16 protein-coding genes and 1 other annotated feature are annotated in these 19,190 nt (G+C 35.6%); of the genes, 3 read left to right on the forward strand and 13 right to left on the reverse strand.

Features of this window, described 5'->3' with window-relative positions:
* The 3 genes from BEN26_RS03425 to trmB all read right to left on the reverse strand — a co-directional run.
* On the reverse strand, positions 1 to 240 hold a 240-nt coding region (locus BEN26_RS03425), incomplete at its 3' end, for a helix-turn-helix domain-containing protein (RefSeq protein WP_181482175.1).
* Between the two features lie 237 nt (positions 241 to 477).
* Complete coding sequence (locus tag BEN26_RS03430; RefSeq protein WP_181482176.1) at positions 478 to 774, reverse strand: acyl-ACP thioesterase domain-containing protein; 297 nt, start codon at positions 772 to 774, stop codon at positions 478 to 480.
* A 52-nt stretch (positions 775 to 826) separates the two neighbouring features.
* Positions 827 to 1,498 (reverse strand): tRNA (guanosine(46)-N7)-methyltransferase TrmB, encoded by a 672-nt coding sequence (gene trmB, locus BEN26_RS03435; protein ID WP_069801110.1) that lies wholly within the window; start codon positions 1,496 to 1,498, stop codon positions 827 to 829.
* A 199-nt stretch (positions 1,499 to 1,697) separates the two neighbouring features.
* On the opposite strand from trmB, the gene BEN26_RS03440 reads away from it, so the two are divergent.
* The gene (locus tag BEN26_RS03440; protein WP_084818913.1) at positions 1,698 to 2,369 is read left to right on the forward strand and encodes an endonuclease/exonuclease/phosphatase family protein; all 672 of its coding nucleotides are present in this window, start codon (positions 1,698 to 1,700) and stop codon (positions 2,367 to 2,369) included.
* Here the strand turns inward: BEN26_RS03440 and BEN26_RS03445 are convergent.
* Both BEN26_RS03445 and BEN26_RS03450 read right to left on the reverse strand, forming a co-directional pair.
* Complete coding sequence (locus BEN26_RS03445; RefSeq protein ID WP_069801112.1) at positions 2,324 to 3,808, reverse strand: alkaline phosphatase family protein; 1,485 nt, start codon at positions 3,806 to 3,808, stop codon at positions 2,324 to 2,326. The two genes, BEN26_RS03440 and BEN26_RS03445, sit on opposite strands and share 46 nt — an antisense overlap.
* 68 nt (positions 3,809 to 3,876) lie before the next feature.
* Positions 3,877 to 4,107, reverse strand: coding sequence for a hypothetical protein (locus tag BEN26_RS03450; protein ID WP_069801113.1), 231 nt, complete (start codon positions 4,105 to 4,107; stop codon positions 3,877 to 3,879).
* Positions 4,108 to 4,236: 129 nt separating this feature from the next.
* Here BEN26_RS03450 and BEN26_RS03455 point away from each other — a divergent pair, with 129 nt between their 5' ends.
* Positions 4,237 to 5,055, forward strand: coding sequence for a histidinol-phosphatase (locus BEN26_RS03455; RefSeq protein WP_069801114.1), 819 nt, complete (start codon positions 4,237 to 4,239; stop codon positions 5,053 to 5,055).
* A gap of 51 nt (positions 5,056 to 5,106) precedes the next feature.
* Here BEN26_RS03455 and BEN26_RS03460 read toward each other — a convergent pair whose 3' ends face one another.
* The 8 genes from BEN26_RS03460 to BEN26_RS03495 form a co-directional block, all read right to left on the reverse strand.
* Complete coding sequence (locus tag BEN26_RS03460; protein ID WP_069801115.1) at positions 5,107 to 8,778, reverse strand: 5'-nucleotidase C-terminal domain-containing protein; 3,672 nt, start codon at positions 8,776 to 8,778, stop codon at positions 5,107 to 5,109.
* A gap of 281 nt (positions 8,779 to 9,059) precedes the next feature.
* Positions 9,060 to 10,649 (reverse strand): phosphoglycerate dehydrogenase, encoded by a 1,590-nt coding sequence (gene serA / locus BEN26_RS03465; protein WP_069801116.1) that lies wholly within the window; start codon positions 10,647 to 10,649, stop codon positions 9,060 to 9,062.
* On the reverse strand, positions 10,627 to 11,793 hold the full coding sequence (locus tag BEN26_RS03470; protein ID WP_069801117.1) for a pyridoxal-phosphate-dependent aminotransferase family protein: 1,167 nt from the start codon (positions 11,791 to 11,793) through the stop codon (positions 10,627 to 10,629). The genes serA and BEN26_RS03470 overlap by 23 nt, the downstream gene beginning before the upstream one ends.
* Positions 11,794 to 11,926: 133 nt before the next feature.
* Positions 11,927 to 12,165 (reverse strand) — a binding site (T-box leader).
* Between the two features lie 94 nt (positions 12,166 to 12,259).
* On the reverse strand, positions 12,260 to 13,612 hold the full coding sequence (locus tag BEN26_RS03475; protein ID WP_069801118.1) for a glucose-6-phosphate isomerase: 1,353 nt from the start codon (positions 13,610 to 13,612) through the stop codon (positions 12,260 to 12,262).
* Positions 13,613 to 13,730: 118 nt separating this feature from the next.
* On the reverse strand, positions 13,731 to 15,545 hold the full coding sequence (gene pepF / locus BEN26_RS03480; RefSeq protein WP_069801119.1) for an oligoendopeptidase F: 1,815 nt from the start codon (positions 15,543 to 15,545) through the stop codon (positions 13,731 to 13,733).
* A 25-nt stretch (positions 15,546 to 15,570) separates the two neighbouring features.
* Positions 15,571 to 16,371 carry a bis(5'-nucleosyl)-tetraphosphatase PrpE gene (gene prpE, locus BEN26_RS03485; RefSeq protein ID WP_069801120.1) on the reverse strand — a complete coding sequence of 267 codons (801 nt, stop codon included), beginning with the start codon at positions 16,369 to 16,371 and terminating at the stop codon, positions 15,571 to 15,573.
* Positions 16,372 to 16,518: 147 nt separating this feature from the next.
* Positions 16,519 to 17,367 (reverse strand): DegV family protein, encoded by an 849-nt coding sequence (locus BEN26_RS03490; protein ID WP_068722473.1) that lies wholly within the window; start codon positions 17,365 to 17,367, stop codon positions 16,519 to 16,521.
* 51 nt (positions 17,368 to 17,418) lie between these two features.
* A complete protein-coding gene (locus BEN26_RS03495) occupies positions 17,419 to 18,372 on the reverse strand; it encodes an L-lactate dehydrogenase (protein ID WP_068722472.1) in 954 nt (317 codons plus the stop codon).
* A 271-nt stretch (positions 18,373 to 18,643) separates the two neighbouring features.
* Here BEN26_RS03495 and BEN26_RS03500 point away from each other — a divergent pair, with 271 nt between their 5' ends.
* Complete coding sequence (locus BEN26_RS03500; protein ID WP_068722471.1) at positions 18,644 to 19,147, forward strand: DoxX family membrane protein; 504 nt, start codon at positions 18,644 to 18,646, stop codon at positions 19,145 to 19,147.
* The last annotated feature ends 43 nt before the right edge of the window (positions 19,148 to 19,190 follow it).

Raw genomic sequence — 19,190 nt, forward strand, 5'->3', positions numbered from 1 at the left:
GTTTGCCAACGCAAGGCTATCGACTTCTTTGAGCCATGCAAACTCCTTTTTGTACTTGGCAGGAGTCGGGAATTTTTGCTTTTTCAAGGCTTCTTTGTCGTCCTTGAACTTCTCATATGTTTCTTTTCGTTCAGCCAACATTTTATTGTAGACGAAACGAACGCAACCGAAGGTTTTCGCAAGAAATTGCTCTTGTTCTTGTGTTGGGTACAGACGGAACTTATATGCTTTGTTTGCCATATCGAATCACCTCGCTTCAATGGGCGCACCACCCGTTGTGAGTAAGCAAAAGCTTCTCAACATCGTGATTCCATTCTACTAAGGAAATATTGTAATTTTCACCCAGTCTAATTTCATTGATATATCAGCCTTTCATTTATATAAGACTGATTATATCATAGCAAAAAAAGACAACTTTAGGCTACGCCTAACCGAAATTCATCTCCCACTTTCACTGGTGCTGGCACACCTTCACGTTTAGCAGTGGGAGACTTCTTTCGGAGGGAAGTTAAATTTTTCAAAATAACAGGCATTTGTTGAGACTTTTAGTTTTTGCCCAAAGACTGGATAATTCTTTATTGAAATATCCCATTGGTATAATGACCAAGCCAAATGATTTTTCTGTAAAAAATCTAAGCCAATCCCAACTTGTTCACTTTGAAAAAGAGCAATATCTTGAAAATAATTGATCAAAGTAGTTGGTAAGGCTCTTTGTTGATAATCGATTTCATAATAATGGATTATGTATTCTCTTTCTGTCACGAATGGGTTCAAATCGGTCACTCCTATCATTTTTACCATATTTATCATTTTCAATATTCGCTCACTAATTCCTCCAGTTTTTTTGATTTGTTCCTAACCATTTTGCTTCTAAACGATAGATTGGTTTCCCTTGATTGATAAATTTTTCTTCATATTCAGTTTGAACATGGTTTTCAATCTCTTCTTCATCCCGATATAAATTTAGGCTGATATTTTTTAATTGAAAATGATGGCCACTTAGTTCATTTAATGAAAACTCAAAAAGTAGCTCATTATCTGTTTTAAAATGAATCTCTGCACTATCAACAAGGATTTGTTTATACATCTTTAAAAAAAGGTGATGTGTTAATCTTCTTTTTGCATGTCGTTTTTTTGGCCATGGATCAATAAAGTTTAAATAGATCCTGGAAATTTCCTGTTCTCCAAAAAAATTCAGAAGGTTATTTACATTACCCAAAATAAACTTGATATTGTTTAATTCAAAATGAACAGCTTTACGTACTGCTTGTACAAGTACTTCCTGTTTTTGTTCAATGGCAATATAATTGATCAGAGGATTTCGTTTGGCCAATGTTGTGATAAATTGTCCTCTACCTGTTCCTAATTCTATATGTATAGGATTCTGATTACCAAACCATTCTTGCCATTTTCCTTTAAGTTGAGTAGGATCCTCAACAGAATAGCTGGTATATTGGAATATTTCATCTTTAACCCAAGGTCTTTTTCGTAGCCTCATAACTTTTATTCCTCCTATTTTTTCTAGATAAAATGAATGTATATTACAATAGAAAGGCATAGATGACAGAGCTCGTTATAATATACATCTCAATATATTATTGGGTCCCACAAAAGTAATCGGAATGAGTTAATCGTATCACAATTAGCGAATTGGTTACATTATTTGAAGAGAACTCTTAATAGAAAGGGTAGGTCTAATGAAAATCATGTCATATAACATTCATAGTGGTAAGAATACTTGGATGATTCCTTCCTTTCGAAAAATGATTCGTTTTTTTCAAAAGGAACAACCTGATGTGATCGGACTACAAGAAGTGAATGAGAATAATAAAAGGGGATCGCAAGTGACTGCATTGGAACATCAATTAAAAATGAATGTTCATTTTGGCCCACACTTATCTATTGGCAAAGGTCACTATGGTATCGCTACATTAAGCCGTTTTCCTATTCTCGATCGAAAACAAATTCTTTTAACCAGTCAGAAAGAACAACGAGGTTTCCTTGATACGGTTATTAAGGTTGATCGTAAAGAGGTACATCTTTTAAACACCCACTTAGGCTTAAATGGGAAAGAAAGAAGCGTTCAATTTAAAGAAATTGAACAATACATTCGTTCTTTATCCCAGCCTTTTATTTTCTTAGGCGACTTTAACACCATTTTTCCAGAACTAGATTCTTCTCTACTGATTGATACTGGTAAACAATCAAAAAAAGAGCACCAATCAACCATGATGCTCACCAAAAAACGGATCGATTATATTTTTATCTCTAAAGAATTAGAACTGATCAATTACGAAGTATTAGATGTAACCTTTTCTGATCACTATCCTGTTGTCGTAGAGGTCACATTTAAAAGATCTAGAACATAATCTTTTAGATCGACGATTCGGGTATTGGGCTTTGGATTTTTCGTTGCACCAGAAACTAATAAAGGTACAATTGAGTCTGTTCGATGTAATGAACCATGACTTCCTCCACCTAAATGGACAGGGAAGGTTTTTGAAATAAATTCGAAGGAAGGTTTTGCAGTAGCAACAATAGAAAAAATCTCTTGTGAAAACAAGGCACCGTATAATCGTGATAATGCATCTGGATATTGATTGAAATAGATGGCTCCATTCTCTATCTTTATATCTAAAAGACTCAGATCACCATCTACATTCCATCCCACCCCATAAGGATCTATTTTTTTCCCTTGTTTTGTAAAATGAAGCTCTTTCCCTTGATGGTTCTTAACATGAATTTGATCCTTTTCCTTCCAAGCAACAAAATCAATCCGATCATCGGATAGCAACGTTTTAATTACCTGTTCTCGTTTATCTTTTTTTAACGGATAAACATAAACCATTCGTTCATTATTCGCAAAAACCACTTCATCTGTTTCGCTAATTTTTTTCCCTACAGGTGTAACTTTAAATGGTTTTAATAATTGATCTAGATCAATGTTATGGTGCTGCTCTTTACCAATTGCCGTTTGTCCATGATCGCCAATAATAATGAACGTGGTTTGTTGAAGGGCTTGATCCCAGGATCCAAAGACATTTAATATTTTGGTTAGTTTTTGGTCTACTTTCTCTAAACTGGCTAGCGGCTGGTGAATATGTTTATGCAAGAAATGATCGTGGTCAGGAAAATAGACCATTAAAAAGTCTGGTTGATTTCCGCTTTGGATCACCAATTTTGTTGCTTCTGCAGCAAAATCATCGTTGATTCCAAATTGTTGAAAGACCGATTGATTCCAATTCCAAACCATAGTTCTGCCAAAGAAAGCTGGTTTGTGGATGGCGCCTAAGCTTAGAATATTGGGGCCACTTATTTTCCTATTGTTAAAGGAAAAGAGTGTAAAAAGATTTATTAAAAATGGTGGCTTTAAATGATGTTCACTTTTTCCACGATGGATGATAAAGTTAATCGCTCCTGACGTTTTACTATGATCCGCTAATTCTTCATAAATTGTCTTAGTTTTTTTATTTAAATGGCTTTCATTTAAATGAACCAATACATCTTTTGCTGTTTTGATCAATCCATACTTTAAAACAGTTCTTGCACCATTCACATAATTGACAATACGTTTTTCCTCAGGATGATACCAAATCAATCCTGGAACCTTATGTTGATCAGGATAAACCCCTGTCATTAATGTACTGTCTACTGATGCCGTCATCGTTGGAAATGCGGTTACACATTCAGAGATATAAGTACCGTGCTCCATTAAAAATTTAAGAGCAGGTGTTTTTTGCGTTTTGATTGCATTTTCTAATGCTTCTGGCATTAAAGCATCGATCAGAATCATAATTATTTTTTTCATATATTCTTTCCCCTCAACAAAATTCAGTCTTATTTAGTATTTGGGGGAAATCATTTTTCTATACCAATTTACCTTAATTCTTTGTCAGTTAAAAGATAGTCAGTATCTACTTCAAGAATCGTAAGCGAATGATGACAACAGGGTAAGACTAATAATTTTTTTATACCCGATTGTATTTTCTTTAAATCTTTTATTTTTAAAGGCAATAATACATTTTCTTTAGCACAAAAAGGGCATAAATGAAAATAGAGATCTTCCCCAATTATTTCGTAGGGCCATGTATTTTTAAAAGGAACCATGTTTCTCCTCCTTATAAAGCTCATTATAAACTTATTATAAACTTATTTCATTATATGTGAAGGAAATAAACTAATGTTAAGGAATATGGTACAATAGATTGAAAAAGAGTCGGAAGGAGGATGTATGATATGATTACTGATTATCATGTCCATTTAGAAACAGGGCCTTATACCATAAATTGGCTCATGAAGTATCTTGAAATAGCAAATGAACGAGGAGTTACCGATTTAGGATTTTCAGAACATGGTTATCGCTTCAAACAATCTAAGGCTATTTTATTTAATCCATGGATTGAAGAACGGCAAACTGAAGATGTAGATGAATATGTTTCGCTTATTTTAGAAGCAAAAAAACGGGGGCTTCCAGTGAAATTAGGAATTGAATTGGATTATTTCCCCGGAAAGGAGAAAGAAATCGAACAATTTTTAGCTCCCTATCCCTGGGACTATGTCATAGGGTCAGTTCATTGGCTTGACGATTGGGGATTTGACCTAATCGAAATGAGGGAACAGTGGAATCAAAGAGCAATTTTAGAGGCATATCAGGAGTATTTTAGTAGGGTAGAACTGCTTTTGGATACAAAGCAATTTGACATTCTTGGTCACGTTGATGTGATTAAAGTGTTTGGTTATAGACCCAGTGACGATGAACATGAGACCCTTTATTCCCTTTATGATCGGGTTGTAGAGAAGATTGCCCAAAGTGGAATTACAGTAGAAATGAGTACTGCCGGTTTAAGAAAACCTGTCCAAGAACTATACCCTGCTCCAGCTTTAATGGAAAAGTTAGCAAAATATAATATTCCTATGATCATCAATTCTGACGCTCACCGGCCTGAACATGTTGGTGCTGATTATGATATAGGAATAAAGTATTTAAAAGAATACGGTATCGATCAAATTAGTACATTTGAAAAACGTAAACGAAAAATAGTTCATTTAGGATAAAAAGGAGGCTACCGATCCGCTATAGGAAGGTAGCCTTTGATCTTTTAATAATTATGCCGCTAATAATTCATAGTTTATCATGCTGACTTGTTTGCTGATATCTATCATTCTATCCTCAACAGTAGGAGCAATCACTTTAGCATTTTTGATTTTTTCAATCAATGCATCACGAACTAACTCATAGGTATTTGTCCATGTGACTTCGGCTAATGTTTTAAATCCATCTTGACCACCTGATAAGAAATCATTTGTCGCAACAGTGTACGTCTTATCCATTTCTACAGGGGTTCCATCTTCTAAAGTAATCTCTGTTACTCTTTGATACTCAGGCTTCGTTGAATCATATTTCACCTTTAAGCCAGAGATCTGCATCATTCCTTTATACAAAGTTACACTTTGCTCGAGGACTGCCTTGATTTGTGCACCTGTCATTTCGGCTTTTACAATCGTATTGTCAAAAGGCATCATAGTAAAGATGTTTCCAACAGTAATATCTCCAGCAGGTAGTTCAGTTCGAATTCCACCAGCATTTTGGAAAGCGATCTGAGCATCTACTTTTTCCTTCATCACATCTGCCATCCAGTTTCCAATGTTAGATTCATTGTTGTAATCTGGTTTCAAATCAACTGTTGTCTTACCAATTACGACATCAAAAATTGATTTTACATCTTCATTATATTTATCTACAATCGCTTGAATTTCCTTATTTGGTGTGACTTCAAGCGCAGTCTTACGTACTTCGACTAAAGCTGCAGAACGATCGATCACTTTTTGATTTTTTTGGTCAAATACGATAGTAATGTGCCCCATCATTCTACCATTTTTGGATGCTTCAACGACTGGAATCCCATTGATAATCCCTTGTACTGCTTCATGACTATGACCACCAATAATCGCATCAACATCTTTTACACCATTTGCAAGATCTGCTAATGCGCCAGAGATTTCTTTCGTGTCAGGATCTTGTGAACCTGGAACATGTGTTAATAGAACGACAAGCTCTGCCCCATCTTTTCTAACCTCTGGAACAAGTTGATTGGCTACCGTAATGGGATCTTTAAAATCAAAGTTTTTAATAAATTCTAATTTTGCTGTTTCTAATGTTTCAGGGGTAGCCAAACCAATAATTCCAATTTTTACTCCATTTTGTTCAATGATTGTATAGGGTTTGGCCCATTCTACAGGTTTATTAGTGGCTTTATCATAAATATTTGCTGCTAATAGTGGGAAAGTTACATTAGCCTCTTTTCTTGTAGCCAATACTTTTTCAATTCCCCAGTCAAATTCATGATTGCCGAGTGTAACTGCTTTATATCCGATCATTTCAAAGGCTTTTGCTACAGGTTCCCCAAAGAAGATATTGGATAACGGAGTACCTTGATAACGATCACCAGCATCTAGAATCAACGTTCCCTGGGGATTTTGTTTTTTGTATTCCTCATACACTGCTGCTAATTTTGCTATCCCTGCTTCATATCCACCTTCCAAATTACCATGAAAGTCATTGGTAGAGAAAATATCAATTTGTTTTAAGTTTACATTAAGAGAATGGTTAATAATCGCAACCATATGTCCACGGGTAAATTCCATTTTTGGACTAATGGTAGAAGATGTGGTTCCTTGAATGAGGCCGACTTTTAATGCTGCAGCGATATTTCCTTTTGCCCAGTCACTTACTTCTTTTAGATCCTTATATTGGCTAAAGGCATTTAAGTCTTGTTTTATAGAAAGATGTAAGCTATTCATCACTAAAGAAATAGCTTGCTCTCTAGTGATAACATCATTTACCCCAAATCGGTCAGCTGCTACACCTTTTGTAATTTTTGCGTCAAAGGCTGCTTGAACATATGGTGCTAACTTTGCATCGACATCGGTAAATTTCGTTGTCGTTACGTTGGGTAATTCAAGACCTTTCGCTTTAACTAATGCTTTAATAAATTCTCCGCGAGTCACCTTTTCTTCTAAATTAACAGAAGCAACATTTGGTGTTCTTCCGTCCTCTGAAACTGGAATATCAATTACCTTTTTATTTAATAAATCATAGGCATCTTTCTTAGCCCAATGGTTAAGATCTGTTCCAACGATTTTCCAGTTATTATCTACCTCTGGAGCAATAGTTTTCTTTTCTTTGATATATTTAGCAATAAGGTTTCTAATTTGCCCTTCTTCACCTTGGGTAGTTGTATCTATTAATTTATCGCCCGTAATTAACCCAAGGGATTTCATACCATTGTAGCGGTAATCATTTAATGCAAGCGTTAATTTCATCTCATCTGTAACTGGTTTACCCTTAAATGTTAGGTTTTGAATTCTCTTACCAGGTTCTTTAGAAATATCGATCTGATAATTTACGCCTGCAAACATGTCATAGTTGTACATTCTAATATTTGGGCTAAAACTAATGGTAACGTCACCTGGTTTGTAAGTATTGTAGTATGCTGCTGATTTTTCCATGAGTGCTTTTAATTGTGCACCCGTAATTTCCGTTTTAATTAAAGTATTTTCGTATTTGTAGATATTAGCCACATCTTTAATCGAGATTGGCCCTTTTTTAAGGTCAGATTTTGAAGTAAATAAAGCAGCTAGAGAAACATCTGCGTCTGTATAGTAGAGTTGAACCTTGTTTATCAGATCCATTAAAGCAGTATCTTGAATTTGAGCAACTGGAATCGCAGGCAGTTCAGAACTCGGAAGGAAATTCCCAGTCGCTTCTCCAATTGGTGTATTTACATAATCTATAGTTTTTTGATGATAATCTTTTGCCAAATCCAGAATTTCTTGTGCTGCCTCAACATTTTTTGTATCGATATTTTTAGCAGTTTTATTTGTTACTTTCCATTCACCATTCACATTTTCAAGAGAAATATCAAATCTAGAAACTTTATTTCCAGTACTTTTTGGTTCAGAAATTAGAACGTTATTGATGAGTTGGCCTTCTATATCTGAATGAGCATGACCAGCTAAAATAGCATCAATACCTGGAACTTGCTCTGCAACTGCTTTTACAGAATCTCCACCATCTTCAAAGTACTCACCATCAACCCCAGCATGAATCGATGCGATAATAAGGTCTACTTTTTCTTGTTCCTTTAGAACCTTAACCCACTTTTTCCCTTCATCAATTAAACTGTTAAATTGTAAATCCTTAACTTTTTCCCCATCCCATCTAGGAATGTTAGGAGTGGTCATCCCTAGAATCCCAACTTTGACCCCATCAATTTCTTTCACAATATATGGTTTTGCAAAGTTGGAATTATCTGCTTTTTTATAGATATTTGCACTTAATACTGGAAACTTCGCTTCACCAATGATTCTGTTTAATACATCTAAACCATAGTTGAACTCATGGTTTCCTAATGTCCATGCATCATATTTCATTTCATTCATTACGGCAATGATTGGATATGTAACAGAAGTATCATTTTTATATACATCAGAAAGCTCAGTACCTTGAATGGTATCCCCATTATCAATCAGTATTGTATTGGGGTTTTCTTTTCTTACTTCCTTTACAATTGTATAGACTTTTGCAAGTCCAGCATCATCATCAGCTACACCAGATTTATAATCCCATGGATAAATCGCGTTATGAATATCACTAGTGCCTAAAATCGTAATAGTTTTTGTTGTTTCTGCTGCATTTACGAATTGAAAAGGTGTAACTAAGCTAAACAATAAAGCAAGTGTTAGAAAAAAACTAATCTTACTAAAGTTTCTCCTCATTTTTCCCCCTCCAATGGTTAAATAAAATGTTTAAAAAGTCTGATATCTTACCTTATACCCTTCTTTCTATGAAATATTATAATTCAAATAAAAGATTTATACCATTTTATCTTTTCAAAAAATTACCGAAACATGAAAAGAAACTGCTTATGATTTTAAATATAGACAATTGGTAAAAGGATGGCAATAGATCTTTTTATAAAAAAAGGTTTGTATATTCCAGCGTGCCGTGTCTTTGCTAATGGAATATACAAACCCCTAAATAATTAGTGGAAATTTGATTATAAATCTACTTGAAAAAGGTTTTGTACGCCTTGAACGAATTTGATTTTATCTATTAGTTCATTCTCAACAGGGTGATCAATTCCTAAAAAGGCAATCGCCTTTCCACCTACTTGATTACGCCCTACTTGCATGGTAGCTATATTTACTCGAGCATTTCCTAATGCGGTACCGATCCTTCCTATGATTCCAGGTTGATCGATATGTTCCATCACAAGAATATTTCCTTCAGGGCTTAAATCGACAGTAAAGCCATTATAATTCACAATTCTTGCGCCATAACCATTAAGTACTGTACCTGCTAAATGCTTTTCTTCATGATTTGTCTTTACATTAACGGTGACAAGATTGGTAAAGCCATGTGATTTATTTGATCGACTTTCCACTACGGCAATTCCTCGAGATTTTGCCAATATGGGGGCGTTCACATCATTCACTTCACCAACGCTCCCAAGGTGCACCGATAAAATTCCTTTTAATACTGTTCTAGTTATAATATCAATCTCTTTATCGATGATATCTCCCGAATAGGTAATCTCTATTTTCTCAATTGCTCCTAAGATCACATTTGCAACCAATCGTCCCATTCGCTCAGCGAGTTGAAGATAAGGACGCACATGGTTTAGCATGTCTAACGGCAATGAAGGCATATTGACAGCATTTCTGAATGGTTCATTTTTCAAAAAATGATAAACCTCTTCGGCCACATCGATGGCAACATTTAATTGTGCCTCTTCTGTTGATGCCCCAAGATGTGGAGTGGTGACTACCTTTGGATGCTGTCTTAGTGGACTTTCCATCGGTGGTTCTTGTTCATAGACATCTAAAGCTGCCCCAGCCACAATCCCTTTGTCTAACGCATCAAGCAAAGCTTCTTCACGGATAATCCCACCTCTTGCGCAGTTGATGATTCTGACCCCCTTCTTCATCATAAAAAATTGGGGAGTATCGATTAGATATTTGGTTTCTTTAGTTAGTGGAGTATGAACAGTGATAAAATCGGCTTGCTTGATTACTTCTTCTAACGTACCTAAAGCAATCCCTAATTGTTCTGCTCTTTCGGAGGTTAAATATGGGTCATAGCAAATCACATTCATATTAAAGGCTTTTGCTCTTTTGGCAACCTCTGTTCCGATCCTTCCCATTCCTACAATCCCTAATACTTTACGATTTAACTCCACACCTACATATTTTTTTCGATTCCATTCCCCTTGTTTTAGGTCTTGGTGGGCTTGGGGAATCCATCTTGCCATGGCGATTAACATCGCAAAAGAGTGCTCGGCAGCTGATATGGTATTACCATCTGGTGCATTGATTACCACAATTCCCCGTTCTGTAGCAGCTTTCACATCAATATTATCAACTCCAACTCCTGCCCGTCCAATCACTTTTAACTGTTTTGCTGCGGCAAGCACCTCTGCAGTTACTTTTGTTTGGCTTCTAACAAATAATCCTTGATAATCCCCAATAATCTCCAATAATTCTGTTTGACTTAAGTCCGTTTTCACATCAATTTGGATATCTGCCGCTTCTCGTAATTTTGTTAAGCCTACTTCAGAAATAGGGTCACTTACCAATATTTTGTGCATATAGCCATTCCTCCTCTGCCGCTTTTATTCCTTTACCTAGTTCTACAGGGTACCCAATTTGTTTTAATGCCAATTCTAGCCCAGCAATGGTCGTTAAAATATCCATCGGATGAGTATATCCCATATGGCCAATCCGAAAGATTTTTCCTTTTAAATGTTGCTGTCCCCCTGCAGCAACAATCTTATAATCCTCACGTAGGACTTTTCTTAATTGTTCAGGATCAAATCGTTCATCCCCCTTAATCGCTGTCACCGTACAAGAGGCATCTTGATCATTTTCCACTAACAATGACAACCCTAAAGCTATAGCTGCTTTTCTAACCATATCACGAAGCAGTTTGTGCCTTGCAAAGCTATTTTCTAGTCCTTCTTGTTCAATTAAATCAATAGAGGTAGATAATCCAAATACTAATGAGACAGGTCCTGTAAATGGAGTCGTATTTTTGATTGCATTCTCTTTGTAAGCTTTTAAATCAAAATAAAAGCGCGTGCTATGAGTTTCTTCAATCACTTGCCATGCCTTTTGACTGACTGCAATTAATGCTAAACCTGGTGGTAAGCCTAAAGCCTTATGAGAAGCCGTTACTGCGATATCCACACCCCATTCATCCATTTTTAAATCCATTCCGACAAGAGCTGAGACACTATCGACAACAAAGACTGCATTCGTTTCATTAACAATCTCCGCAATTTCTTTTATCGGATTAACAACTCCGGTAGAGGTTTCACAATGGGTGGCAAATACTGCTTTAATCTTAGGATTCTGAACAAGCATTTCGCGGATCTGTTCAGGGTCTGCCGCTTTTCCATATTCAAATTCACAGGTAAGCACTTCAGCTTGAAAAGCTTTTGCAATCTTTGCAAACCGCCCTCCAAAAACTCCTGTAACAATAACAAGGACTTGATCACCCGGTTCAACAAGATTGGCCACTGCCATCTCTAAAGTCCCTGTTCCACTTGCTGCCACAATCAAAACGTCTTGGTTGGTTTGGAACAATCTTTTTGCTTTGATTAAAACCTCGCCAAAGATTTTCGAAAATTCGCCACTCCGATGGCCTAAAATCGTTCGTTCCATCGCCCTTTGCACCTCTGGGGAAATTGGTGTTGGGCCTGGAATCCTTAAATGTTGGTATTCAGTAAACATTTTCTCCACTCCCTTTCTACTTTCTTTTCTTTTATTGCTTTTATATGATTCGCTTTAATCCAGCTCATCTGTGCAGGATTAAAGCTAGAACATAAAATAAAAAACCTCTCACCCCCACACTGATTTTAATCAGTATAGGGACGAAAGGTTATCTTTCGTGGTACCACCCTAATTTATCATTATTTCACAATAATGATCTCTATAGGTAGTGTAAACACTATCTACTCTGATAACGGCTTTAACCGGTCAAACCTACTCAATTTTCGATTTGACAACTCCAGAGCGCTATTTTAATGTAGATTCCTCCAGTTTCCACCTACCACTGGCTCTCTTTGCTCCTCTATCATTAAAATTCTCTTTCATCGTTATTTTTTCTTCTTCAATATTTATGTTAGAATTTATCACGATTTTATGGTGACGTCAAGATGTTAATTCATTATTTTTAAATATTTTTAAAATTAGAATCTTATTTTAATCTTTCCTCAAGTTTTGCTTTTTCAGCTTCATAACCTGGTTTACCTAATAAAGCAAACATGTTCTTCTTATAGGCTTCTACTCCAGGTTGATCAAATGGATTTACTCCTTGTAAATAACCACTCATTCCACAAGCTTTTTCAAAAAAGTAAACCAGATGACCAAAAGTAAATTCATTTAATTGGTCTAATTTTACAATCAAGTTAGGTACCTGACCATCTGTATGAGCAAGTAATGTTCCTTCGAAGGCCTTTTTATTAACGAAATCCATGGTTTTTCCTGCAAGAAAATTAAGACCGTCTAAATTATCTTCTGTTTTCTTAATCACAACTTCTTCTTTTGCTTTCTCTACTATTAGAACGGTTTCCATTAGATCTCTTCTACCCTCTTGGATGTATTGACCCATGGAGTGAAGGTCTGTCGTAAAGTCCACAGAAGCAGGGTAGATTCCCTTATGATCTTTCCCTTCGCTTTCACCAAATAATTGTTTCCACCATTCGGAGAAATAATGAAGGCTTGGTTCGTAGTTGACCATAATTTCAATTGTTTTTCCTTTACGGTATAGTGCATTGCGAACGACTGCATATTGGTAAGCTTCATTTTCTAACACATTATCATTTTGATATAACTCATAGGCGTGTTTTGCCCCTGCCATCATTTGATCAATATCGATTCCTGCTGTAGCAATAGGAAGCAATCCAACAGCTGTCAATACAGAGTATCTTCCCCCTACATCATCTGGAATAACAAAGGTTTCATATCCTTCTTCTTCAGCCAGTTTACGCAACGCGCCCTTGGAAACATCCGTTGTAGCATAAATTCGATTTTTAGCCTCTTCTTTACCATACTTATTTTCTAAAACTTCCTTCATTACTCGAAAAGCAATGGCCGGTTCAGTCGTTGTTCCAGACTTAGAAATAACGTTCACTGAAATATCTTTTCCTTCTAATACCTGAAGCAGGTGTTTCAAATAGGTGGAACTAATTTGATGCCCAAGAAAATAGATTTCTGGTGTTTTCCGTTGTTCCTTTGGTAATTGATTGTAAAAAGAGTGAGTGAGCATTTCAATCGCTGCTCTTGCCCCTAAATAAGAACCGCCAATCCCAATGACAACAAGAGCATCGGAGTTTTCCTGGATCCTTTTTGCAGCTTGCTTAATCCTTGCAAATTCATCTTTATCATATTGAACAGGCAAATCAACCCAACCTACATAATCATTACCTGCTCCAGTTTTTTTATGTAACATCTCATGGGCCGTTTTTACAAGGTCCTTCATTTGAGTGATTTCATGCTCATGCACGAAACCAAGCACCTTTTTATAATCAAATTGCAATGGCTTAACCATTTTGTTCGACCTCCAGTATATGTTTATTTTATACATAGAACAATGTATCGAAAAAAGGAAATAAAATCAAGGGCACTTCTGATATACCCTTCGTTCACTTGAAACTTACATTCTCATTTTACTCAGCTAACAATTGTTCCATTTGATCTAATAGATCTTTAAATACATCCAGAGCCTGTTGAATGGGCTTAGGTGTGTTCATATCCACGCCTGCCTTTTTTAAAAGTTCAACAGGATAATCAGACCCACCAGATTTTAAGAAAGTTAGATAGCGTTCAACAGCAGGTGCTCCTTCTTCTAAAATTTGCTTTGCCAAGCTGGTAGCTGCCGAAAAACCTGTTGCGTATTTGTAAACATAAAAATTCATGTAAAAATGAGGAATCCTTGCCCATTCTAAATCGATCAATTCATCAACGACCATTTCAGGTCCATAATATTCAACATTTAATTGATGGTACATTTCATTTAAAAGATCAGGGGTTAGAGAATCGCCAGCTTCAACTTTTTCATGAATCATTTTTTCAAATTCTGCAAACATAGTCTGACGATAAACCGTTGCTCTGAATTGCTCTAAATAGTGATTTAAATAATACAATTTTTCTTTTTTATCAGTTATGTTTTCCAATAGATAATGCATTAGTAAGGTTTCATTTAATGTAGAAGCGACTTCAGCAACAAAGATCTTATAATGGGAATAAATGTATGGTTGGTTTGAATTGGAATAAAAAGAATGCATCGAATGACCTAACTCATGTGCTAAAGTGAAAAGATCATTTACATTATCTTGATAATTCAACAAAATATATGGATGTGTTCCATACGATCCCCATGAGTATGCCCCACTCGTTTTCCCTTGGTTTTCATATACATCGATCCATCTGGATTCAAAACCCTTTGCTAATTGGTCTAAATATTCTTGCCCTAATGGTTTTAGCCCTTTTTTTACCGTTTCTTTTGCTTCTTCATAAGGAACTTTGATCTTTACATCTTTTACGATAGGGGTATATAGGTCATACATATGTAACTCATCAAGATCAAGCATTTTTTTACGTAAACTTACGTATCGGTGCATGAGATTGATATTTTTCTTTATCGTTTCAATTAAATTGTTATATACTTCTGGTGTCACATTATCATCATCTAATGAAGCCTCTAGCGCCGAAGCATAATGTCTTGCCTTTGCATAGAAAATATTTTTCTTTACATCAGAATTTAAGATAGCTGCAAAGGTGTTTTTCAAACTTCCATAGGTTTGATACATTGCTTCAAAAGCATCTTTGCGAACACGACGATCCGTACTCTCCATAAATTGAATATAACGGCCTTTCGTTAGCTCTACTTCTTCTCCTTGTTCATCTCTAATCGTTGGAAACTTAATATCAGCATTATTTAGCATGCCAAATATATGGTCTGGCGCTTGTGCGATTTCTCCTGTTTGTGCCAGCAACTGTTCTAATTCGGGAGATAAAATATGTGGTTTTGTTCGAACTATTTCATCTAAATAATGTCTATATAAAGCAAGTCCTTTTTCCTCTTTTATGAAAGATTCTAGCTTTTCTGTTGGAATAGAAAGGATTTCAGGTACAATATAAGAGGTTATACTACTTACTTGAATACTTAAACTACTTGCTCGGTCTGCTAAAGCTTGATACTTCGCATTAGTATTGTCTTCATCTTTTCTTAACCTTGCGTAGACAAACACTTTGCCAAGTGTTTCAGAAAGCTGATCTTGTAGCTTTAATCCTTCAAGCAAGTTTTTTGCAGAGGATTTTAGTTTACCTTCAAATCCTTTTAATTGTTCAGCAAGCTCTTTTACCCTTTTAAAATCTTCTTCCCATTTTTCATCAGTCGTATAGATCGTTTCAAGATTCCATTGATACTTCTTGTCAATCTCACTTCTTTTTGGTAGACTTTTTTTACTTTCATCAACCATGAGTCATTCCTCCTTAAAGATTTCTTTACCCTCGAAAATGTTTTGTAATATGATGTTCCTTATCCCCAGCATAATCCTCTTTTGCATCAACCTGAATGATTTCCATTTCAGGATAACGAAGAAAAGTTAACCGCCCTCCAAAAACACACCCCTGATCAATATTGATGGTATGACAAATAATAATCGGTTCAGGTCTAGGATCATGTCCATAAATAATCAAAAGATCGTTGTGGTGGTTTACTGTCCAATTCTTTCTGATCGGTCTCCCTTTTTCATCTATACCGGCTGTATCCCCATAACGAGTGAAGGAGCGTACTTGTTCTGAATCTTTCCCAATATCTTGATCGCGAATTCCAGCATGCACTGCTACTGCTACATCCTTCCCTTCCTTCGTAAGGATATAATGGGATGGGCATGCAAGTAGGAACTGCTTCATCTCTTCTTTTAATTTATCTAATTTTTCTTTCCCCTCTTCTTTTTCAAATTGTTCTAGTTCAGAGACAAACTTCTCGTCGCCATGGACCATTTTTACATTTCGCCCCATTAAATAACGAGCAACCTTCCAATTATGGTTGCCATCAATAGCATAAGCTTGTGTTTCATTCACCATATCCATCACAAGGCGCATCACCTTTAAGGAGTAAGAGCCCCGACTCATCATATCTCCTAGGAATAACAGCTTTCTATTTTTAGGATGGAAATATATTCCCTTTTTATTCTTATGATAACCTAACTTTTTCATTCCTTCTATTAATTCTTCATAGCATCCATGAACATCTCCAACTAAATCGATTCCAGCACCTACATCGATTCGAAACTTTTTCATAAAACCACCCCATTCTAAATAACCATATCTTTCATATTCTTTACGGTTTTAATAAGAACTATAAGATAACCAAACTTAAGAATCAATTTGTAATGAAAAAAAGATCGTAACCAAGTTACGACCGTTTAATAATAGATAAACCCACCTTTAAAAAGCAACTAGTATACCGCCTTCACCAGCATAAGTACCAATAGATGGACCAATTTCAGTTAAAATAATTTGGGCAGTTTTATACCGCTTCTCAACCATCTCTTTTATTTGTAGTGCCTTTTCTTCGCAATTGGAATGAGCGATTCCTAAGATCTTTTGTTCTAAATTAACCCCATACTCTTCAATTAAATCAATCAAACGTTTCACTGTATTTTTAGATCCTCTAACTTTTTCAATCACGTCAATTGAACCTTCAAAACTATTTTTCATAATTAATTTGACGGATAATACCGAGGCTATTTTGCCTCTGACTCGATCCAAACGACCGCCTTTGATCACATTTTCCAACGTATCTAAGAAAATCAGGATATGTGAATGGTCAATCACATGTTTGATTTTAGTAATAAGCTCTTCAAAGTGAAAACTTTCTTTTATTAGTTCAGCAGCTTGCATGAGAATTACACCTAATCCAATCGATGCATTTTTTGCATCAAGAGCGATCATCTCTACATGAGGATATTCTTCCTTATAGGTGTCAACAGCCATCTTAGCACTTTGATAAGTACTACTTAATTGTGAGGATAATGTGATTACAATTCCTTGATCGCCTGGTCTCATTACTTTTTCAAATTGATCAAGAAAATCCTGGGGAGAAGGTGCAGCCGTTTTAGGTAACTCTTCTTGTCCCTTCATTTTTTGATAAAATTCATTAACACTCAAATTAACACGATCAAGAAAGTGATCATTTTGAAAGGAGATATGTAATGGAATGACATGGATATTGTATTTTTTAATGATTTGTTCTGGTAAATCACAGCTACTATCTGTAAAAAGATTAATTGACATCGATATTCTCCTTTTCCCGTAATCCCCTTTATTTAAGGGTTGTATATCATACTAAATCTTAGGCAATTGTATTTGGTGAATAAAGTTCCCTAATTGATTCGCTGAATGTTGAAGTTTTTCTTCTTCTTCCTTTGTAAGAGGAAGATCAAGAACCTCTTCAATTCCATTTTTTCCTATAATACTTGGAATTCCCAAACAAACATCACTAATCCCTTTATAATTATCCAAATAGGCAGAAACAGGTAGTATTGACATTTGATCATGTAAAATTGCTTCACAAATTCTTGCCAAAGATAGAGCGATGGCATAATAGGTTGAACCTTTTTTCTCAATAATTTGATAGGCAGCGTTTTTGGTTTGTAAATAAATCTCTTCTTTTTCTGCTGAGGATAAATAATACCTGGATTGTTCTTTTACTTGCTCTTGCGTCATTCCTGCTATATTTAATAAACTCCAAGCAGCCAATTCTGTATCTCCATGCTCTCCAATTATCATACCATGAATACTCCTCGGATCAATATTCATTTTTTCGGATATCAAATAACGAAAACGAGCACTATCTAGTAACGTTCCTGACCCGATAACTCTTTCCTTTGGTAAATGAGTTAATTTAATGGTGATATAGGTAAGAATATCGACTGGATTTGTGGCAATAAGAAAAATCGCTTCCGAATTGTATTTTAAGATTTCAGTTAAGATTTGGTGATATATAGATACATTTCTCTGCATTAAATCTAATCTTGTCTCACCTGGTTTTTGTGCTGCTCCAGCGGTGATCACAATAATATCAGCATCTTTGCAGTCAGGGTAATCACCTGCAGTTATTTTCATTGGTTGTGCTAACAGTAAGCCATGGTTAAGGTCTAATGCATCACCTTCAGCCTTATCCTGATTTTTGTCGATGATCACTAATTCGTCCGCAAGTCCTCTTAAAAGTACCGTATAGGCAAAAGTGGATCCAACTGCTCCGCTTCCAACAACAACAATTTTCGTTTGATTATTCATCCTTTAGCCTCCTTCATCATAAAAAAACTATTCTTTCTTTATTATGGACAAAGATTATACATCTAATCACCTCAAAATGATTACAAAGTTTAATCACTTGTTCACATTTTATGTGAAAAATTTATGAAAGAAAACCTAGAAATGTGCTAAAAACGAAAAGTACTTCTTATATATATATCGGAAGGAAAACATAATCCTGTTACTTTTCCTTCATATGTAAGATGAACATCTTACTTTATCTTCTTTAATAATAAAGCAAAAGGAGGGGGTTTTGATGGTACGTTTTTTGCGGGAAAATATTTATGCTGCCTACGGACTACTGCTTTTAAGACTTTACTTAGGTTGGAATTGGATGACAGCTGGTTGGGAAAAACTTACGGGTTCAGAACCATTTAGTGCAGAGGGATTCCTACAAGGAGCATTAAAAAAAATGGGTGGTGAACACCCATCAGTATCCCAGTGGTGGGGAGGCTTTGTTGAAAACTTTGCACTCCCTAATGTAGGATTTTTTAACTTTATGATTCCATTAGGTGAATTTTTGGTAGGATTAGGACTTATACTTGGATGTCTTACAACCGCCGCTGTTTTCTTTGGTATGATGATGAACTTTGCTTTCTTGTTTAGTGGCACTGTTAGCCATAACCCACAAATGGTACTTGTAAGTATCTTTGTCATTGTTGCTGGATTCAATGCAGGTAAAATAGGTTTAGACCGCTGGGTTATTCCTTACTTAAGGAATTGGTATGTTAAGAGCTTTAAAAAAGCATCTGTATAATCAAAGTAATAGAATTTCAAAAAAATGAAGCCAGTAACAAAAT

It is taken from the genome of Tepidibacillus sp. HK-1, from assembly GCF_001748485.2.
Lineage (GTDB): Bacteria > Bacillota > Bacilli > Tepidibacillales > Tepidibacillaceae > Tepidibacillus_B > Tepidibacillus_B infernus.

Coding starts and splice junctions, on each gene's coding strand:
- BEN26_RS03470 (WP_069801117.1), bottom strand. CDS start 11,793: ATGTTTACTGAATACCAACATTTAAGGATTCCAGGCCCAACACCAATT.
- BEN26_RS03455 (WP_069801114.1), top strand. CDS start 4,237: ATGATTACTGATTATCATGTCCATTTAGAAACAGGGCCTTATACCATA.
- pepF (WP_069801119.1), bottom strand. CDS start 15,545: ATGGTTGATGAAAGTAAAAAAAGTCTACCAAAAAGAAGTGAGATTGAC.
- BEN26_RS03490 (WP_068722473.1), bottom strand. CDS start 17,367: ATGTCAATTAATCTTTTTACAGATAGTAGCTGTGATTTACCAGAACAA.
- BEN26_RS03445 (WP_069801112.1), bottom strand. CDS start 3,808: ATGAAAAAAATAATTATGATTCTGATCGATGCTTTAATGCCAGAAGCA.
- BEN26_RS03495 (WP_068722472.1), bottom strand. CDS start 18,372: ATGAATAATCAAACGAAAATTGTTGTTGTTGGAAGCGGAGCAGTTGGA.
- BEN26_RS03460 (WP_069801115.1), bottom strand. CDS start 8,778: ATGAGGAGAAACTTTAGTAAGATTAGTTTTTTTCTAACACTTGCTTTA.
- BEN26_RS03440 (WP_084818913.1), top strand. CDS start 1,698: ATGAAAATCATGTCATATAACATTCATAGTGGTAAGAATACTTGGATG.
- prpE (WP_069801120.1), bottom strand. CDS start 16,371: ATGAAAAAGTTTCGAATCGATGTAGGTGCTGGAATCGATTTAGTTGGA.
- trmB (WP_069801110.1), bottom strand. CDS start 1,498: ATGAGGCTACGAAAAAGACCTTGGGTTAAAGATGAAATATTCCAATAT.
- BEN26_RS03475 (WP_069801118.1), bottom strand. CDS start 13,612: ATGGTTAAGCCATTGCAATTTGATTATAAAAAGGTGCTTGGTTTCGTG.
- serA (WP_069801116.1), bottom strand. CDS start 10,649: ATGCACAAAATATTGGTAAGTGACCCTATTTCTGAAGTAGGCTTAACA.
- BEN26_RS03450 (WP_069801113.1), bottom strand. CDS start 4,107: ATGGTTCCTTTTAAAAATACATGGCCCTACGAAATAATTGGGGAAGAT.